This is a genomic window from Pseudomonas sp. MAG002Y, from assembly GCF_019400845.1.
Lineage (GTDB): Bacteria > Pseudomonadota > Gammaproteobacteria > Pseudomonadales > Pseudomonadaceae > Chryseomonas > Chryseomonas luteola.
Genome location: NZ_WOEJ01000001.1, coordinates 71,325 through 86,556, shown reverse-complemented (window position 1 = coordinate 86,556; position 15,232 = coordinate 71,325). Strand labels below are relative to the sequence as shown.

The 15,232-nt window shown below is 56.6% G+C and carries 13 protein-coding genes; 5 read left to right on the top strand and 8 right to left on the bottom strand.

What is annotated here, in order from left to right; translation table 11 throughout:
* Window positions 1-4: 4 nt before the first annotated feature.
* The 5 genes from GM154_RS00415 to GM154_RS00395 all read right to left on the bottom strand — a co-directional run bounded on the left by GM154_RS00415 (window position 5) and on the right by GM154_RS00395 (window position 3,777).
* On the bottom strand, window positions 5-409 hold the full coding sequence (locus GM154_RS00415; RefSeq protein WP_074828047.1) for a SufE family protein: 405 nt from the start codon (window positions 407-409) through the stop codon (window positions 5-7).
* On the bottom strand, window positions 406-1,611 hold the full coding sequence (locus tag GM154_RS00410; protein WP_125889491.1) for an aminotransferase class V-fold PLP-dependent enzyme: 1,206 nt from the start codon (window positions 1,609-1,611) through the stop codon (window positions 406-408). The genes GM154_RS00415 and GM154_RS00410 overlap by 4 nt, the downstream gene beginning before the upstream one ends.
* A gap of 105 nt (window positions 1,612-1,716) precedes the next feature.
* Entirely contained in the window at window positions 1,717-2,757 is a 1,041-nt protein-coding gene (gene dapD, locus GM154_RS00405; RefSeq protein WP_010797367.1) for a 2,3,4,5-tetrahydropyridine-2,6-dicarboxylate N-succinyltransferase, read from the bottom strand.
* Window positions 2,758-2,783: 26 nt separating this feature from the next.
* Window positions 2,784-3,410 (bottom strand): LysE family translocator, encoded by a 627-nt coding sequence (locus GM154_RS00400; protein WP_074828052.1) that lies wholly within the window; start codon window positions 3,408-3,410, stop codon window positions 2,784-2,786.
* 1 nt (window position 3,411) lies between these two features.
* Window positions 3,412-3,777, bottom strand: a complete 366-nt coding sequence (locus GM154_RS00395; protein ID WP_219650581.1) for an ArsC family reductase — start codon at window positions 3,775-3,777, stop codon at window positions 3,412-3,414.
* Window positions 3,778-3,932: 155 nt separating this feature from the next.
* Here GM154_RS00395 and GM154_RS00390 point away from each other — a divergent pair, with 155 nt between their 5' ends.
* The 4 genes from GM154_RS00390 to GM154_RS00375 all read left to right on the top strand — a co-directional run bounded on the left by GM154_RS00390 (window position 3,933) and on the right by GM154_RS00375 (window position 9,377).
* Window positions 3,933-4,874, top strand: coding sequence for a DNA/RNA non-specific endonuclease (locus GM154_RS00390; protein ID WP_150347888.1), 942 nt, complete (start codon window positions 3,933-3,935; stop codon window positions 4,872-4,874).
* A 146-nt stretch (window positions 4,875-5,020) separates the two neighbouring features.
* The gene (locus GM154_RS00385; RefSeq protein ID WP_219650579.1) at window positions 5,021-6,499 is read left to right on the top strand and encodes an iron-containing redox enzyme family protein; all 1,479 of its coding nucleotides are present in this window, start codon (window positions 5,021-5,023) and stop codon (window positions 6,497-6,499) included.
* A 72-nt stretch (window positions 6,500-6,571) separates the two neighbouring features.
* Window positions 6,572-7,528, top strand: a complete 957-nt coding sequence (locus GM154_RS00380) for a class I SAM-dependent methyltransferase (RefSeq protein ID WP_219650931.1) — start codon at window positions 6,572-6,574, stop codon at window positions 7,526-7,528.
* 214 nt (window positions 7,529-7,742) lie between these two features.
* On the top strand, window positions 7,743-9,377 hold the full coding sequence (locus tag GM154_RS00375; RefSeq protein WP_219650578.1) for a Na+/H+ antiporter: 1,635 nt from the start codon (window positions 7,743-7,745) through the stop codon (window positions 9,375-9,377).
* A 7-nt stretch (window positions 9,378-9,384) separates the two neighbouring features.
* On the opposite strand, the gene dapC is transcribed toward GM154_RS00375, so the two are convergent.
* From dapC to map, 3 genes are read right to left on the bottom strand one after another with little or no spacing between them, the layout of a single operon-like run.
* A complete protein-coding gene (dapC, locus tag GM154_RS00370) occupies window positions 9,385-10,578 on the bottom strand; it encodes a succinyldiaminopimelate transaminase (RefSeq protein ID WP_219650577.1) in 1,194 nt (397 codons plus the stop codon).
* A gap of 45 nt (window positions 10,579-10,623) precedes the next feature.
* Window positions 10,624-13,323 (bottom strand): [protein-PII] uridylyltransferase, encoded by a 2,700-nt coding sequence (locus tag GM154_RS00365; RefSeq protein WP_219650576.1) that lies wholly within the window; start codon window positions 13,321-13,323, stop codon window positions 10,624-10,626.
* Between the two features lie 12 nt (window positions 13,324-13,335).
* Window positions 13,336-14,118, bottom strand: coding sequence for a type I methionyl aminopeptidase (map, locus tag GM154_RS00360; protein WP_010797376.1), 783 nt, complete (start codon window positions 14,116-14,118; stop codon window positions 13,336-13,338).
* Between the two features lie 280 nt (window positions 14,119-14,398).
* Between map and rpsB the strand changes: the two genes are divergently transcribed.
* On the top strand, window positions 14,399-15,139 hold the full coding sequence (gene rpsB, locus GM154_RS00355; protein WP_010797377.1) for a 30S ribosomal protein S2: 741 nt from the start codon (window positions 14,399-14,401) through the stop codon (window positions 15,137-15,139).
* Window positions 15,140-15,232 lie beyond the last annotated feature (93 nt).

Sequence of the window (15,232 nt, the reverse complement as noted above, 5' to 3'; positions counted from 1 at the left end):
TCGGCTAGGCTTCAGCCAGCGTTCGCATGCGTTCGACTACCGCACGTAGGCCATTGCCACGAGAGGCGGAGAGTTGCCGCTCCAGCCCTAGTTGGCCCAGCCAGTCATGAATATCCAGCACGGCCAGTTCTTCCTGGGTCAGTCCATTGGCTCGGACCAAGAGTACAGCCAGCAGGCCACGGAGAATGCGAGAATCGCTGCCCGCTCGAAAGAAGTGCTGCTCTCCATCCTGCTTGTGAGTGACCCAGACCTGACTTTCACAGCCATAGACCCGATCTTCGTCTCGTCGGGTCTCAACATCGGGCAAGCGTGTCGCCCACTGCAGCAAGAGGCGTGAACGAGCTTCCCACCCGTTGGCGGAAGAGAAGGCATCCAGCGCAGCCTGCGCCTCAGTCGTCAAACCTGTCATCGTAGTAGCTCCAAGGCATTATCCAGCGCCATGAAGAAGCGCTCCAGATCCGTTGAGTCACTATACAGACCAAGCGAAATACGCAGCGAGCCTGCCTCGCCCAGGCGCTTGAACAGCGGCATGGCGCAATGATTGCCCGCCCGCACGGCAATGCCTTGCTCGCCCAACATATGGGAAAGATCAGCCACATGTATGCCATCAACCACTACGCTGGCCAGGGCAATCTGCGGCTCGCCCAATACACGAACGCCCTCGCGAGCCGCCAGTCCGGCCTGTAGTTTCACGCACAACGCCTGCTCATGACCAAAAATGGATGACTCGTCTTGTGCGCTGAGCCAATCCAATGCTGCTCCCAAGCCAATGGCTGCACCAACAGGCGGTGTCCCGGCCTCCAGCCCCATGGGAGCAGAATGAAACTCAGCGTGTTGATAATCGGCGTTACGCACCATCTCGCCACCAAACTGCCAAGGCGCAAGAGCTGCCAGGGCCTCGGCATGTCCCCAGAGTACCCCTATGGCCTCTGGTGCGTAGAGCTTATGGCCGGAAAATACATAGAAATCCGCGCCCAGGTCCTTGGGACTGTGGCGGCCATGAACCACGCCTTGAGCGCCATCCACAACGAACCAGGCGCCTTGATCGTGGGCCAGACGGGAGAGCTCGGCCAGCGGCTGCCAGGTTCCCAATACGTTCGACAGCTGGCTGATGGCAACCAGACGCGTGCGTGGGCCGATCAGTTCACTGGCTCGATTGAGGTCGATATGGCCCGAGTCTGTAAGCGGCAATACGATCAACTCTACCCCCTGGCGCCGAGCCAACTGCTGCCAGGGCAGAAGGTTGGCATGATGCTCCAGGGCACTGACCACAATTTCATCGCCGGGCTTGAAATGATGCTCAAGCCCGTAGGCTATCAGATTGAGCCCTTCCGTCGTGCCGCGCGTAAACACGACTTCCCTAGAACTGGAAGCGCCTAGCCAGCGGGCCACCTTGTCGCGTACGGACTCATAGGCCTGGGTGGCGCGCTCGCCAGGGCGGTGCTGAGCGCGATGAACATTGGCGGCGCCGCGGGCATAGTACGCTGTGAGCGCATCCAGTACAGCCTTGGGCTTTTGCGCTGTGGCCGCAGTGTCCAGATAGGTGATGCCGTCTTCTTCAAAGGCAGCAAGGGCCGGAAAGTCGGTGCGCCAGGGGGAGGGCAATGTCATGGCTTCAACTTTTGGAAACGGATGAAAAAAAGCCGCCCGGCCGTGAGCCGGCGGGCGGCCTACTTACAGGTCTGGACCCGGTACCAAGGTACCGGGTTCCATGACTCAGTTATGCGCGTGCAGGGCTTCGTTCAGCTCGATTGCACTCTTGTTGGTTTTGCACTCGACCGCGCCGGTCTGGGAGTTGCGGCGGAACAGAAGATCATTCTGGCCTGCCAGATCGCGCGCCTTGACCACCTGTACCTGCTGGTTCTGATCATCCAGCACAATCACCTTGGTGCCCGCTGTTACATACAGGCCGGACTCCACTGTGCAGCGATCACCCAGCGGAATGCCGATGCCCGCGTTGGCACCGATCAGGCAGCCCTCGCCAACGCTGATCACAATATTGCCACCGCCAGACAAAGTACCCATGGTGGAGCAGCCGCCGCCCAGATCCGAACCCTTGCCGACGAATACACCCGCCGAGACGCGGCCTTCGACCATATTCGGGCCCGCCGTACCGGCATTGAAGTTTACGAAGCCCTCATGCATGACGGTTGTGCCTTCACCGATATAAGCGCCCAGACGAACACGGGCGGTATCGGCGATGCGCACGCCACTGGGAACGACATAGTCGGTCATCTTGGGGAATTTATCGACGGAGAACACTTCCAGCAATTTGCCGCGCAGACGGGCTTCCAGTTGCTCGGAAGGCAGTTCTGCCAGGTCGATGGCACCCTGATTGGTCCAGGCAACATTCGGCAGCAGGGCAAAGATGCCGCTCAGGTTGACGCCGTGCGGCTTGACCAGGCGATGCGACAGCAAATGCAGCTTCAGGTACGCCTCAGGCGTTGAGGAGGGCGCAGCGTCTTCCGCCAGAATCGTGGCAACCAGCGGCTTGGCGCTTTCAGCCAGACGGGTTAGCAGGGCCATCTGAGTCTGAGCGTTCTCTACGCCACGCAAGGCATCGGCCAGAGAGCGCGCCTGAGACGGCGTAAAGGCGATGGTTTGGTTCCCGCCTGCATAATTGAGAACCGGCGTGATGGCCGCAATCAGTTCTGCCGAGGGGTTCAGCAGGGGCTGGGCATAGAAGACTTCGAGCCAGGCGCCGTCGCGATTTTGCGTGCCGACACCAAAGGCCAGGCTGAACACATTCTGAGACATGAAACTTTCCTTCTAAACAAATAAGGTCAGGCCGGACGCCGGCTGAGAAGTAATCCCACACCGGCACTACCCAGAAGGGCGGCACAACCACGGTTGAACAGACGCTTGGCACGCTCACCAGCCAACAGGCGGCCGAGACGTGCTCCGGCGAAGGCGTAAATTGCGATGGCGAAGCATTCCATGATCAGAAACGCTGCGCCCAATTGAGTAAACTGCTGCCCAAGCGGCTCACCCACCACTACAAACTGCGGAAGAAACGCGGTAAACAGCAAAATAGCTTTGGGGTTGCCTGCAGCGATCAGAAACTCCTGACGCATCAACTTCCAGAGGTCTGCCTTGATGACTTCGTCAGGAGATGGAGCGTCCGTCGAGGTGTTGGCAGTCCATAAGCGGATGGCAGTCCAGATGAGGTACATCGCACCTACAAGCTTGATCGCAGTAAAGAGCCAGGCCGACGTTAACAATACGAGCGCCAGGCCTGAGCCCGCCAGCGCGATCATGCCGGCAAAGGCAATCAGTCGGCCCAAGGTGCCGATACAGGCCGCTGCAAAGCCGAAGCGGGCAGCATTATTGACGGACAGCAGATTGTTCGGCCCAGGCGCCATGTTCAATGCGAAACAGGAAGGTATGAATAGTGCCCAGGCAATCGACATGTCAGCGGTCCAGTTCAGCCGAATAGAGTTCCGGCTTGAAGCCTAGTACGCGACGCTCTCCCAGGTCCAGTACAGGACGCTTGATCATGGAGGGCTGCGCCAACATGAGCTCGATGGCACGGGTCTCGTCAAGATCTGCCTTTTGTTCGTCAGGCAGTTTTCTGAACGTAGTGCCGGCGCGGTTCAGCACCTTTTCCCAACCAAGCTCACGGCACCAGGTTGAAAGGGTTTCCCGGTTGATGCCGCTGACCTTGTAGTCGTGAAAATGATAGGTCACGCCATGTTCGTCGAGCCATGTGCGCGCCTTTTTCATGGTGTCGCAGGCCTTTATGCCATACAAACTCAATGTGCCGTTCGTGTCGGGCATTCCTGGCCTCCCACCCTTGTAAAGTAATCGCCAAATAGGAATGTCAGAGTATGCCATGTAGAGGTGGGCTGTGCGCCTATCGACGCAATCTATAACAAGGCGACAAGGCATTGCCTAAGCTCTCTACGCACTCTATACGATAGGAATATGAAGAAATGGCGATCGACCTGAACCACAGACCCAGACTGAGCGATATGCGCCGACTCGCACCGCAGGAGGCAGCGCCTGCGGTTGATCTTGAGGCCAGGCAGCAGGGCCCTCGTATCACTGATGCCGAGTCGCTGTCCGGGCGCCCAGGATATGCCGCCGACTTTCTTGGTGAATTCAGCGTACCCTGGCCTACCATGAGCGATGAGCGTGCCGGGGACGTGCTGCCTGTTTCAGGTTCCGCCGAAAATCGGCTCGACTATATGCATTTCTCCATCACCATGTCGGCGTCACGCCGGCTGGCGTTCTACGTTGGCGTCAATATCGATGGTGCTCAGTCCGTTTCGGTCGAGCGGGGCAAGGATCGCTGGTCCTATGACGGACGTATCCCGCTGGAAGCCCAGATTGGCGAAGACCTGTACGCCAATAACCTGCTGGATCGCGGACACCTTGTTCGTCGTGAGGACCCTAACTGGGGGAATGAGGCGGAAGTTGCCAACCGTGACACCTTTCATTTCACCAACTGCTCTCCGCAGATGGCCGGCTTCAATCAGAAGAACTGGCTGGATCTGGAAAACTACCTGCTGGAAAACACCCGGCGCTGGAAGGAACGGGCAACGGTATTTACCGGGCCGGTTTTCCGGGACGATGACCGGCGCTATCGAGGTGTGCTGATCCCGTCTGCTTTTTGGAAGGTAGTCGCCTTTTTATCCGATGACGGAAAACCATCTGCAACCGCCTACATGATCGATCAATCTAGCGAGCTGGGACAGCTGGATGCCGCGTTCGGACGCTTCCGAACCTATCAGCGCAGTGTTCGTCGTATCGAACAGCTGACAGGTATCAATTTTGGCCCACTCTCCCGTTACGACGGTTTTTCCAACGAGGAGGCCATGACAGGGACACGGATCGAGGCTGAGCTTCACACATTGGCCGACATACGGGTTTGATGGCTTAACGCCTTGCAGCTCAAGACGTTGGCCTCTTGAGTTGCAATCGTTTTCTGCCAAGCGGACACAAGGTAAGGAACTCACCCGCCAGGCAGGGGCCAAATTGTACAACCTGTACAATTATTAACTGCCAGATGTGCTGACGTATGCAGACCACTACACGAGCCACGACGAGCCGACAGGCTGTGTTAACGCCGTACGCCCTTGAGCCATCCCGTCATCTTTATTTCTCTCTGCTTGAACAGAAGCCCGCGGCTGACGCGCTCGAAAGGGCTCGGCACTATCTTGACGAGCAGCTGAGTGCGACTGGACCTATGCCATCCGATTTGCCGGAGGATCCGCAAGGGCTAGAGCGCTGGATGCTACAAAGTACCGAGCAGGTAGGTCAGGAGTACCGAGCCTATCTCAAGTCCCGAAAGGCAGGCGCCCCTCGTTGTTATTTCACGAGTAAATCCCATGCGCTCTACTTTTTGAGAGGGGTTGCCCCGACCAAACTGGTAGACGGCGCCTGGCTGTACGGTATTTTGCAGCGCTGGAATGACACCCGCTTCACTGCACCTATCCAGATCTATCTGGAAGAGTTGGGCGAGGGTTTGCCAGACAAGAATCATGTCGTCCTGTATAAGAAATTGCTGGCCAGTAACGGTTGTGAAGACTGGGATGGCCTGAGCGATGATCATTATGTTCAGGGTGCGATCCAGCTGGCGCTGGCCTATAACGCCGAGCATTTCCTGCCCGAGATCATTGGCTTCAACCTCGGCTATGAACAGTTGCCGCTTCATCTGCTCATTACCTCTTACGAGTTGAATGAGCTTGGGATCGATCCTTATTACTTTACGTTGCACGTGACGGTCGATAACGCCGGTACCGGTCATGCAAAGAAGGCCCTGCAGGCCGTTCATGACGCCATGCCGGTAGAAGGTCGCGAAGCATTCTATCGACGTGTAGCTCAGGGCTATCTGCTCAACAACCTGGGCGCAGGCACAACGTCTGTCATTGGCTCGTTCGATCTTGAACAGGAAGTTATTTCGCTACTGGCAGAGAAAAGCACCGTCGGCAAATACGTGCATTCTGATTACTGCCGAATCGGTGGGCGCAATGTAAGTGAGTGGCTGGCCGATCCAGCTCAGATACCGGCCTTTCTTGAAGCCATGGAGGCTCAAGGCTGGATCAAGCGCCATGAAGACCCACAAAACAGCCGTTTCTGGAAGCTCATACAAGGTGAGCGTGCCGAAATGTTTGGTGTGTTTACTGCCTATGAGCAGCAGCTTATTCATGACTGGATTGCGGGTGATCTGGTGCACACCGGTGCCAAGGTAATAGCCAAGGACCAGGCAGGGCAGGACCGAGTCGCTATCTTGCCTAAGCGGGAGCTGAGCTTTCGCGCCAAGCAGCGTCAGCAGGAAGCGCTTTGTCAAAGCTCAGGCGACCATACATCCTCAAATGCCTCTATTGCAGAGGTAAATGACTTTGACAGCGAAGCCGCGGCCCTGGAGCAACGCTTGGCGTGCCAGCCGACTCGCGAAGCGGGTATGGCGCTTCTGATCGAGATGATGTCGCCAGCCAATCACCATACCGCCTCTGGATTGTTGGCCACACGCCTCTTCAACAAGCTTTTCAACTGACCATCCAAGGACAGGGCCCAACGAGGGCCCTGTCCTGTTTCTAAAGGATCAAACTGCGTGACGGATACACAGATGCGCGAACAGCCTGCAATCTCCAAACACTCGGTCCAACCTTTTCGCCTCCTGATCGAAGCATTACGCGACGCTCATTACCAATTCATCACAATAACGCCGGCCTCACATGCCCGCGTCAATAGTCGCCCCGGCAACGAGTGGGCAAAGGACTTGCAAGGTATTTTTGGCTGGAGTCGGCCTTTCAAGCAGGGGCTCATTTCACCCGAGCTTTTCGAAGCCATGCAGGCCGCCGACATCCTGGAATCCTATCAGGATGGTTGGCGCTGCAAGGTTCGTGTGTCAACTTTGGGCGATCAGTTATTCGTCCACTCCGCTTATCCTACGGACGAGGCGGATGCAGTGTTCTTTGGTCCAGATACGTATCGCTACGCCAACGCTATCGAAGCCCAGCTGCGCTTCGAAACTGGGCAGATCCGGCGGGCAGTCGATATCGGCAGTGGTGCAGGTCCGGGTGCGATACTTGTCGCGCTGGCGAGGCCAGGCGCCGAGGTCTTGGCTGTTGATATCAACGATCGCGCGCTCCGCTTTACTGAAATCAATGCGGACATGGCTGAAGCGACCAATGTGGTGGCTCGGCATAGCAACCTGCTGAATGATGTTGAAGGCGAGTTCGATCTTATTATTTCCAATCCGCCTTACCTGGTCGATCCTACCGAACGCGCCTATCGCCACGGGGGCGGGCCGCTGGGAGCCGGACTCTCTCTTTCCATTCTGGACGCCGCGCTGGAGCGCTTGGCACCAGCGGGAACCTTGCTGCTGTATACCGGCGTGGCCATGGTGGGAGGCCAGGATCCGTTCCTAGAGGCTGTCCAGGAGCGGTTAGCCAAAACAGATTTGGTCTGGCGTTATCGTGAGATGGATCCGGATGTCTTCGGTGAAGAACTGGAATCCGGTGTTTATGCACAGGCCGACCGCATCGCGGCTGTAACCCTGACCGTTACCCGCCCAGCCTGAAACTGTCTTTCAACGTGACGCCCTCTTAGTTGAGGGCGTCCAGTTGGCGCCAGCACGACGTACTGGCGAGCCTTGGGTGAGGTGTATGACCTCATGACACCTCATGCCTACCGTTTGGGCGCGGCATTGCCGAACGTGTCTTTGCAGGGCTTGTCGATAGGGATCGTGTCGTACAGATCGGGCGGATCGGCTCGGTAGCCAGCGGAGAGAAGCGGTGACACTCGTTTATACCATCTTGATCATGCTGCTTGTGGTGGGCGCGACCCGCTTGAGTGCTCAGTTTCTTCCCGTGCCGCTTCCACTGATCCAGGTCGTTGTCGGGGCGTTACTGGCGTTGCCAGCCCTGGGCTTGCATGTCGCGCTTGATCCTGAACTGTTCATGCTCTTATTCATTCCGCCACTTCTGTTCTCCGATGGGTGGCGCATGCCGAAGCGCGAACTCTGGCGGCTTCGGGCGCCTATCCTGACGCTGGCGTTTGGTCTGGTATTCATCACCGTTTTGGCCGCTGGCGCCTTTATTCACTTGCTGGTGCCTGGCCTGTCCTGGCCGGTAGCCTTTGCACTGGCCGCGGTTCTGTCGCCGACCGATGCCGTTGCGGTGTCCGGAATTGCACGTGGGAAACTGCCCAAGCGGCTGATGCATATCCTGCAGGGTGAAGCACTTTTCAATGATGCGTCCGGTCTTGTCACCTTTCGCTTTGCCGTAGCGGCTGCCATGACCGGCGTGTTTTCGCTGGCAGATGCGAGTCTGACGTTTCTCATGGTTGCCATTGGCGGTCTCTTTACAGGGGCGGCGCTCAGCTGGCTGACAGGGCAGGCCCGTAACTGGCTGGTCGAGCATGGGTGGACGGATCCTGCACCCTATGTCGTCTTCTTGCTTCTATTGCCATTTGCCGCCTATGTCATTGCCGAACACCTGGGCTTCTCAGGCATTCTTTCTGCGGTTGCCGCCGGGCTTGTGCAGAGCCGTATCGACATGCTGCCCAGGCAGTCGCGTACTCGATTGCTCAACCACAGTATCTGGTCGATGCTGGAGTTCACCTTCAATGGACTGGTGTTCCTGCTCTTGGGCCTGCAGCTGCCCGACATCATTGCTGCCGTGCTCAAGCCGTCCGAGCATGTCTACAAGACGCTAGGGTGGCTGATGGGGGAGGTAACTCTGATCTTCCTGGCGCTGATCCTGCTGCGTTACCTGGTCATGAACCTGTATTGGCGCATCTCCCGACATCATGAGGCTATGCCGGGCAATGATTTCCAACGTACCGCAATTATTGCGTCAATTGCAGGTGTACGCGGGGCCGTGACGCTGGCAGGTGTACTGTCTCTACCCATTGTTCTCGCGAATGGACAGCCATTCCCCCAGCGCGATGTCCTGATCTTTATTGCTGCGGGCGTAATCCTGCTGTCCCTGCTGGCGGCCAGCATTGGATTACCCCTGCTGCTGCGTGGACTAAGTGTGGGTACCAATGAGGCTGCCGACCGTGAGCGCCGAGAAATTCGGCGCAATACGGCAGAAGCGGCTCTTCGCGCCCTTGAGGCGGAAAGCATTGATGACGAAGATCCTGCGCGTGCGGGATTGAAGGCGGAAATCAAGACGCAGCTCATGGCCGAGTTTCGCGAACAGCTTGATATCTACCAGGACACGGAGGAGGTTCAGGCGCGTGCCCGAACCAGTCTGTTTATTGAAACGCAGCTGCGGTTGCTGGCTATCCGGGCTCAGCGTCGGGAGCTCTATCGTATGCGCTTGTCTGGCGTAATCGACGATGAAATCGTCGCTGAAGTCCTGAGTGATCTGGACTTCAGCGAGGCGACACTGATGCGCAGCCTGCCAGTTTCAACGGCAGGCTGAGCAGGCGTCAGCGGCTGCAGAATGCGCGGATACGCTCGGCGGCTTCGATACACTCGTTCAGAGGTGCTACCAAGGCCATGCGAACCCGATTGGCACCAGGATTCACACCGTTCACCGTCCGGGAAAGGTAGGAGCCTGGCACAACGGTAACATGTTCGTTTGCATACAGCTCACGGGCGAAGGACTCGTCATCTACCGGTGTTTTAGCCCAGAGGTAAAAACCGCCGTCCGGACGCTCGACGTCCAACACATCTTTTAGTATTGCCAGCACAGCGTTGAATTTTTCCCGGTAAAGCACGCGGTTCTCGCGTACGTGGGTTTCATCGCGCCATGCGGCAATGCTGGCGCGCTGTACCTGGATCGGCATGGCGCAGCCGTGGTAGGTCCGATACAGCAGGAAGCGTTTGAGAATCTCGGCGTCCCCTGCAACGAAGCCTGAGCGCAAACCAGGTAAATTCGAACGCTTGGACAGGCTGTGAAAGACCACACAACGGCTGAAATCCTTACGGCCTAGCTCCGCGCAGGCTGTTAAAAGGCCTGCGGGTGGATTGTTTTCATCGAAATACAACTCGCTATAGCACTCATCCGCTGCAATCACGAAGTCATGGTGGTCGGCCAGCTCGATCAAACGCTTCAAGGTCTCGACAGGCAACAATGCTCCGGTTGGATTGCCGGGAGAGCACAGGAACAGCAACTGGCAGCGATCCCATATTTCGGCTGGAACAGCATCGAAGTCAGGATTAAAACCTTTCTCAGGCAGGCAGGGCAGGTAGTGCAGCAGCGCACCAGCCAGCAGCGTGGCGCCTTCATAGATCTGATAGAAAGGGTTGGGGCTTACTACCAGCGCGCCTTCCTGGCGATTCACCACCGCCTGTGTAAAGGAGAAAAGCGCTTCGCGCGTGCCGGTTACCGGTAAGGCATGCTGAGCTGCGTCCATCCAGCCGGTCGGTACACGAAAACGCTGCTCGCACCACGTCACAATCGCTTCGCGCAAAGCAGGCAGTCCGGCTGTTGTTGGATAGACCGCCAGTTGATCAAGGTGCTCGGTCAGCGCTTTTGCGACAAACGCTGGGGAGGGGTGTTTAGGTTCGCCGATTGATAACGCGATGGCCTTTTTATCTGCCGGTGGCTGGACACCTGCCAGCAGCGTGCGCAGTTTTTCGAAAGGGTAGGGCTGGAGCAGGTTCAAGGCATCGTTCATATACAGGTCTCGCGAGTGCAGCCTGGCCTTAGGCTGAGTTGTCCATTAGATACTGATGCGTAGCAACGGCGTTTCTGAGCCATTGGCCCCGCTTAGGTTTTTGATCAGCGCTTGTTGAAGTTGCTCGCACAGCTTCGGATCCGACAGGGGCTGCCCTTGAGCATCCGTAACATAAAAGACGTCTTCAACACGCTCGCCCAACGTGGCGATTTTGGCATTCTGAACCGATAGGTCGAAATCCAGGAATATACCGCCCACGCGAGCCAATAGGCCCGGGCGATCAGGGGCGGTCAGCTCAATCAGGCTCACGGCGCGCTGAGCATCCGTATAGATATTCACGTGTGGCGCGAACGCAAAATGTTTGAGCTGACGAGGAACACGTCGGTTGATGATGTTGGGGTACTCTTCAGGTGTTTTTAGGGCCTGGATCAAGCCGCTTCTGATCTGCTGGATACGGGCCGGGTTATTGCCGATAGAGCCTCCGTCCGCGTCGAGTACAACATAGGTATCCAGGGTAAACTGGCTGGTGGACGTAATAATGCGCGCGTCCTGGATGCTCAGGTTCAGCTGGTCCATTGCTGCCACAGTCACAGCAAAGAAGTCGTGCTGGTCCTGCGCATAAATGAAGATCTGGGTGCCGCCTTCAAACTCGCGTTGAGTAGTCTCCTTGATCAGGATCAGCGGATTACCATCATTGGGATGACTCAAAATAGCTTCGGTGTGCCACGCTACATCGCTGGCAGTGTGACGCAGGAAATAGTCGTCACCGAGCTGTCCCCACAGGTGTTCGGCATCATCCTGATCGATGCCATTACGCACCAGGATATCGATGGCTGAACTCTGTGTCTGGCGAATTTGCTCTTCACGTTCTACCGGGTTCTCAAGTCCGCGGCGCAAGGCACGCTTGGTCTCGGTATACAGCTGTCGCAGCAGACTGGCGCGCCAGGAGTTCCAGAGGTTGGGGTTGGTCGCGTTGATATCTGCCACAGTGAGCGCATAGAGATAATCCAGATGGACCTGGTCGCCTACCGTCTGTGCAAAGTCATGAATCACTAGGGGGTCAGACAAATCCTTGCGCTGCGCTGTGGTCGACATCGCCAGGTGATTGCGTACCAGCCAATAGATTAGGTTGCTGTCCCATTCGGGTAGCTGATGGCGGCGGCAGAACGCTTCGGCATCTACGGCGCCCAGCTCCGAATGATCACCGCCTCGGCCCTTGCCAATGTCATGGTAAAGACCGGCAATATAGATCAACTCCGGTTTAGGCAGCTTGTTCATCACCCGCGTGGCCAGGGGATACTTTTCCGTCATCTCCGGTCGGTTCAGTTTGCGCAGATGCTTGATCAGATTGAGTGTATGCGCATCGACCGTATAGATATGGAACAGGTCATGCTGCATCTGACCGATGATTTGGCCGAACTCCGGCAAATACAGGCCAAGAATACCGTAGCGGTTCATACGGCGAAGGTTGCGATGAATGCCTTCGCGGCTCTTGAACAGCTCGATAAATAAGCTGGTGTTGCGGATGTCATGTCGGAATTCGTCATTGATTAGATGACGGTGGTCGCGAAGCAACCGGATCGTACCCGCAGAAACACCCTTGATTTCCGGGTGCTGAGCCATCAGCACGAAAATTTCCAGCAGTGCAAAGGGGGTGCGCTTGAATACCTCCGGATGCGTAACCTCAATATAGCCGTCCCGTAACTGGAAGCGGCTGTTAAGAGGCTGCGTTGGCTCGCTTTCGTCATCCCGCAGGATGGCTTCCTCAAAGTGCTGCATGACAACATCGTTGAGCTGGGCAATGTCCATGACCACGCGATAATACTTCTGCATGAAGCGCTCAACGGCCAGCTTCGCATCGCTGTCTTCATAACCCAGGAGGCCGGCGATGCGGCGCTGATGATCAAACAGGAGGCGATCCTCAGGTCGGCCTGCCAGCATATGCAGGGCGTAACGCACCTTCCACAGGAACTCCTGACTGGAAGCCAGCAGCGAACATTCGCTTTCAGTCAGAAAACCCTGACCAACCAGCGCATGCAGGTTCAGCGTCCCGAAATGGCGGCGTGCAACCCACAAGAGTGCCTGGATATCACGTAATCCACCCGGTGAGCCTTTGACGTTGGGCTCAAGGTTGTATTCCGTGTCGTTGTACTTGGCATGCCGGGCCTTCTGCTCATCCCGCTTTGCCAGAAAGAAATCACGGCTGGGCCACATTCGCTTGGGGCTGGTTACATCCAGCATCCTCAGACGAAGGGCTTCCGGGCCGGCAATGGTACGGCACTCCATCAGATTGGTGATGACGGTCAGGTCGGCCCTGGCCTCATCCGCGCACTCTTGGACTGAGCGCACACTCTGTCCGACAGCAAGGCCGATATCCCACAGCAACGTCAGGAAGCCCTCAATGGCTTCCCGATGCGCTTCCTGATCTTCTGAGCCCAATAAAATGAGCAAATCGATGTCCGATTGCGGATGCAGCTCGCCGCGGCCATACCCCCCTACGGCGAGCAAGGCAATCTGTGCATTACCCCAGTTCAGTCGTTGCCAGGCTTCGCACAGTATCTGGTCAACGAACCAGGCTCGATCCTCAACCAGGCGACGCGTACTGCGCCCGGCTGAAAATCGCTCGTCCAATACCTCATTTGCCTTGCGGATCGCCTTTTTGAACGCGGCGATGGGGCTGGTCTTTAATGCGAGTTCAGCCTGGAACTGTCCGCGGTCGAACAGTTCGGGATCTACCTGGGGCATACCCGTATTACCTCATGCGGGGGTGCGGGAAATGGTTTCGTCTTTGCGCAGTGTCAGAATTTCATAGCCATCGGCGGTAACCAGTACGGTGTGTTCCCACTGAGCAGACAGCTTGCGGTCCTTGGTGATGGCCGTCCAACCGTCACCAAGCAGCTTGGTTTCAGCGCGGCCCTGGTTGATCATCGGCTCAATGGTGAAGATCATGCCTTCCTTGAGTTCAAGGCCTGTTCCAGCACGCCCATAATGAACAACCTGCGGCTCCTCATGAAAGCCCTTGCCGATACCATGACCACAATACTCGCGCACCACGGAAAAACCCTGTTTTTCAGCGTGCTTCTGAATGATTTCGCCAATATCACCCAGCCGGGCGCCGGGGCGAACAACCGAAATACCTTTATATAGGCACTCCTGAGTTACCTCGCAGAGTCGCTTTGCCCACTCGGCCACTTCGCCGACGCAATACATCTTGCTGGTATCGCCGTGGTAGCCGTCTTTGATAACCGTGATATCCACGTTAAGGATGTCGCCTTTCTTGAGTGGCTTGTCGTTGGGGATGCCATGACAGACGACATGATTAAGCGAAGTACAAATGGACTTGGGGTAGCCCTTGTAATTGAGTGGCGCCGGAATAGCCTGTTGCACATTGACGATATAGTCGTGGCAAAGCTTATTCAGCTCCTCGGTCGTAACGCCCGGCTTAACATGCTCATCCAGCATTTCCAGTACATCAGCCGCCAGTTGGCCGGCGATACGCATTTTCTCGATGTCTTCAGGGGTCTTGATAATAACGGTCATTAGAATCTCTAAGCGCTGCGCAGGCAGCCTGCATATGAACTAAAATAAGAGGGTTGGACAGGATTCTAACAAGCCTGTCCTTCGTCACCATCCCAATCGCAGTAGTCTGCCATGGTTTAATTCGGCTGACTTCTGTGGTATAAAGCGCGGCGCTTTTCGGGCAATAGCCCTAAAACGCCCTAAACCCCACACACGTATCGGCACGATGGCCTGGGTGCTCTGCAAGGAGTTGGCCATTGGGATGCGTGGAGGCCCAACCCGACTTATTGAGGAAATATCAATGTCCCAAGTCAACATGCGCGACATGCTGAAGGCCGGTGTGCACTTCGGCCACCAGACCCGTTACTGGAACCCGAAAATGGGTAAGTACATTTTCGGCGCGCGTAACAAGATTCACATCATCAACCTCGAAAAGACTTTGCCAATGTTCAACGAAGCGCTGAGCTTTGTTGAGCGCCTGGCTTCTGGCAAGAACAAAATCCTGTTCGTTGGTACCAAGCGTTCCGCTGGCAAGATCGTTCGCGAAGAAGCTGCTCGTTGTGGCATGCCTTTCGTGGATCACCGCTGGTTGGGCGGTATGCTGACGAACTATAAGACTATTCGTCAGTCCATCAAGCGTCTGCGTGAGCTTGAAGTTCAGGCTGAAGACGGCACCTTCGGCAAGCTAACCAAGAAAGAAGCGCTGATGCGCACTCGCGATCTCGAGAAGCTCGAGCGCAGCTTGGGTGGTATCAAGGAGATGGGCGGTCTGCCGGACGCTCTGTTCGTTATCGACGTTGATCACGAGCGCATCGCGATCACCGAAGCGAACAAGCTTGGTATCCCGGTTATCGGTGTTGTTGATACCAACAGCAGCCCTGAAGGCGTTGATTACATCATCCCGGGTAACGATGACGCCTTCCGCGCTGTCCAGCTGTACCTGAGCGCCACGGCTGATGCCGTACTGCGTGGTAAGCAGAACGCAGGTGCAACACCTGAAGAGTTCGTTCAAGAAGCAGCGAGCGAAGCTGCTGAAGGCTGATTGACCCTGTCGTAAAGACTTGGACATTCAGTGAGCAGGAAGGGGGCTAGGCCCCCTTTTTGCCACTCAGAGAATTACTGCCCTAGGGCATTG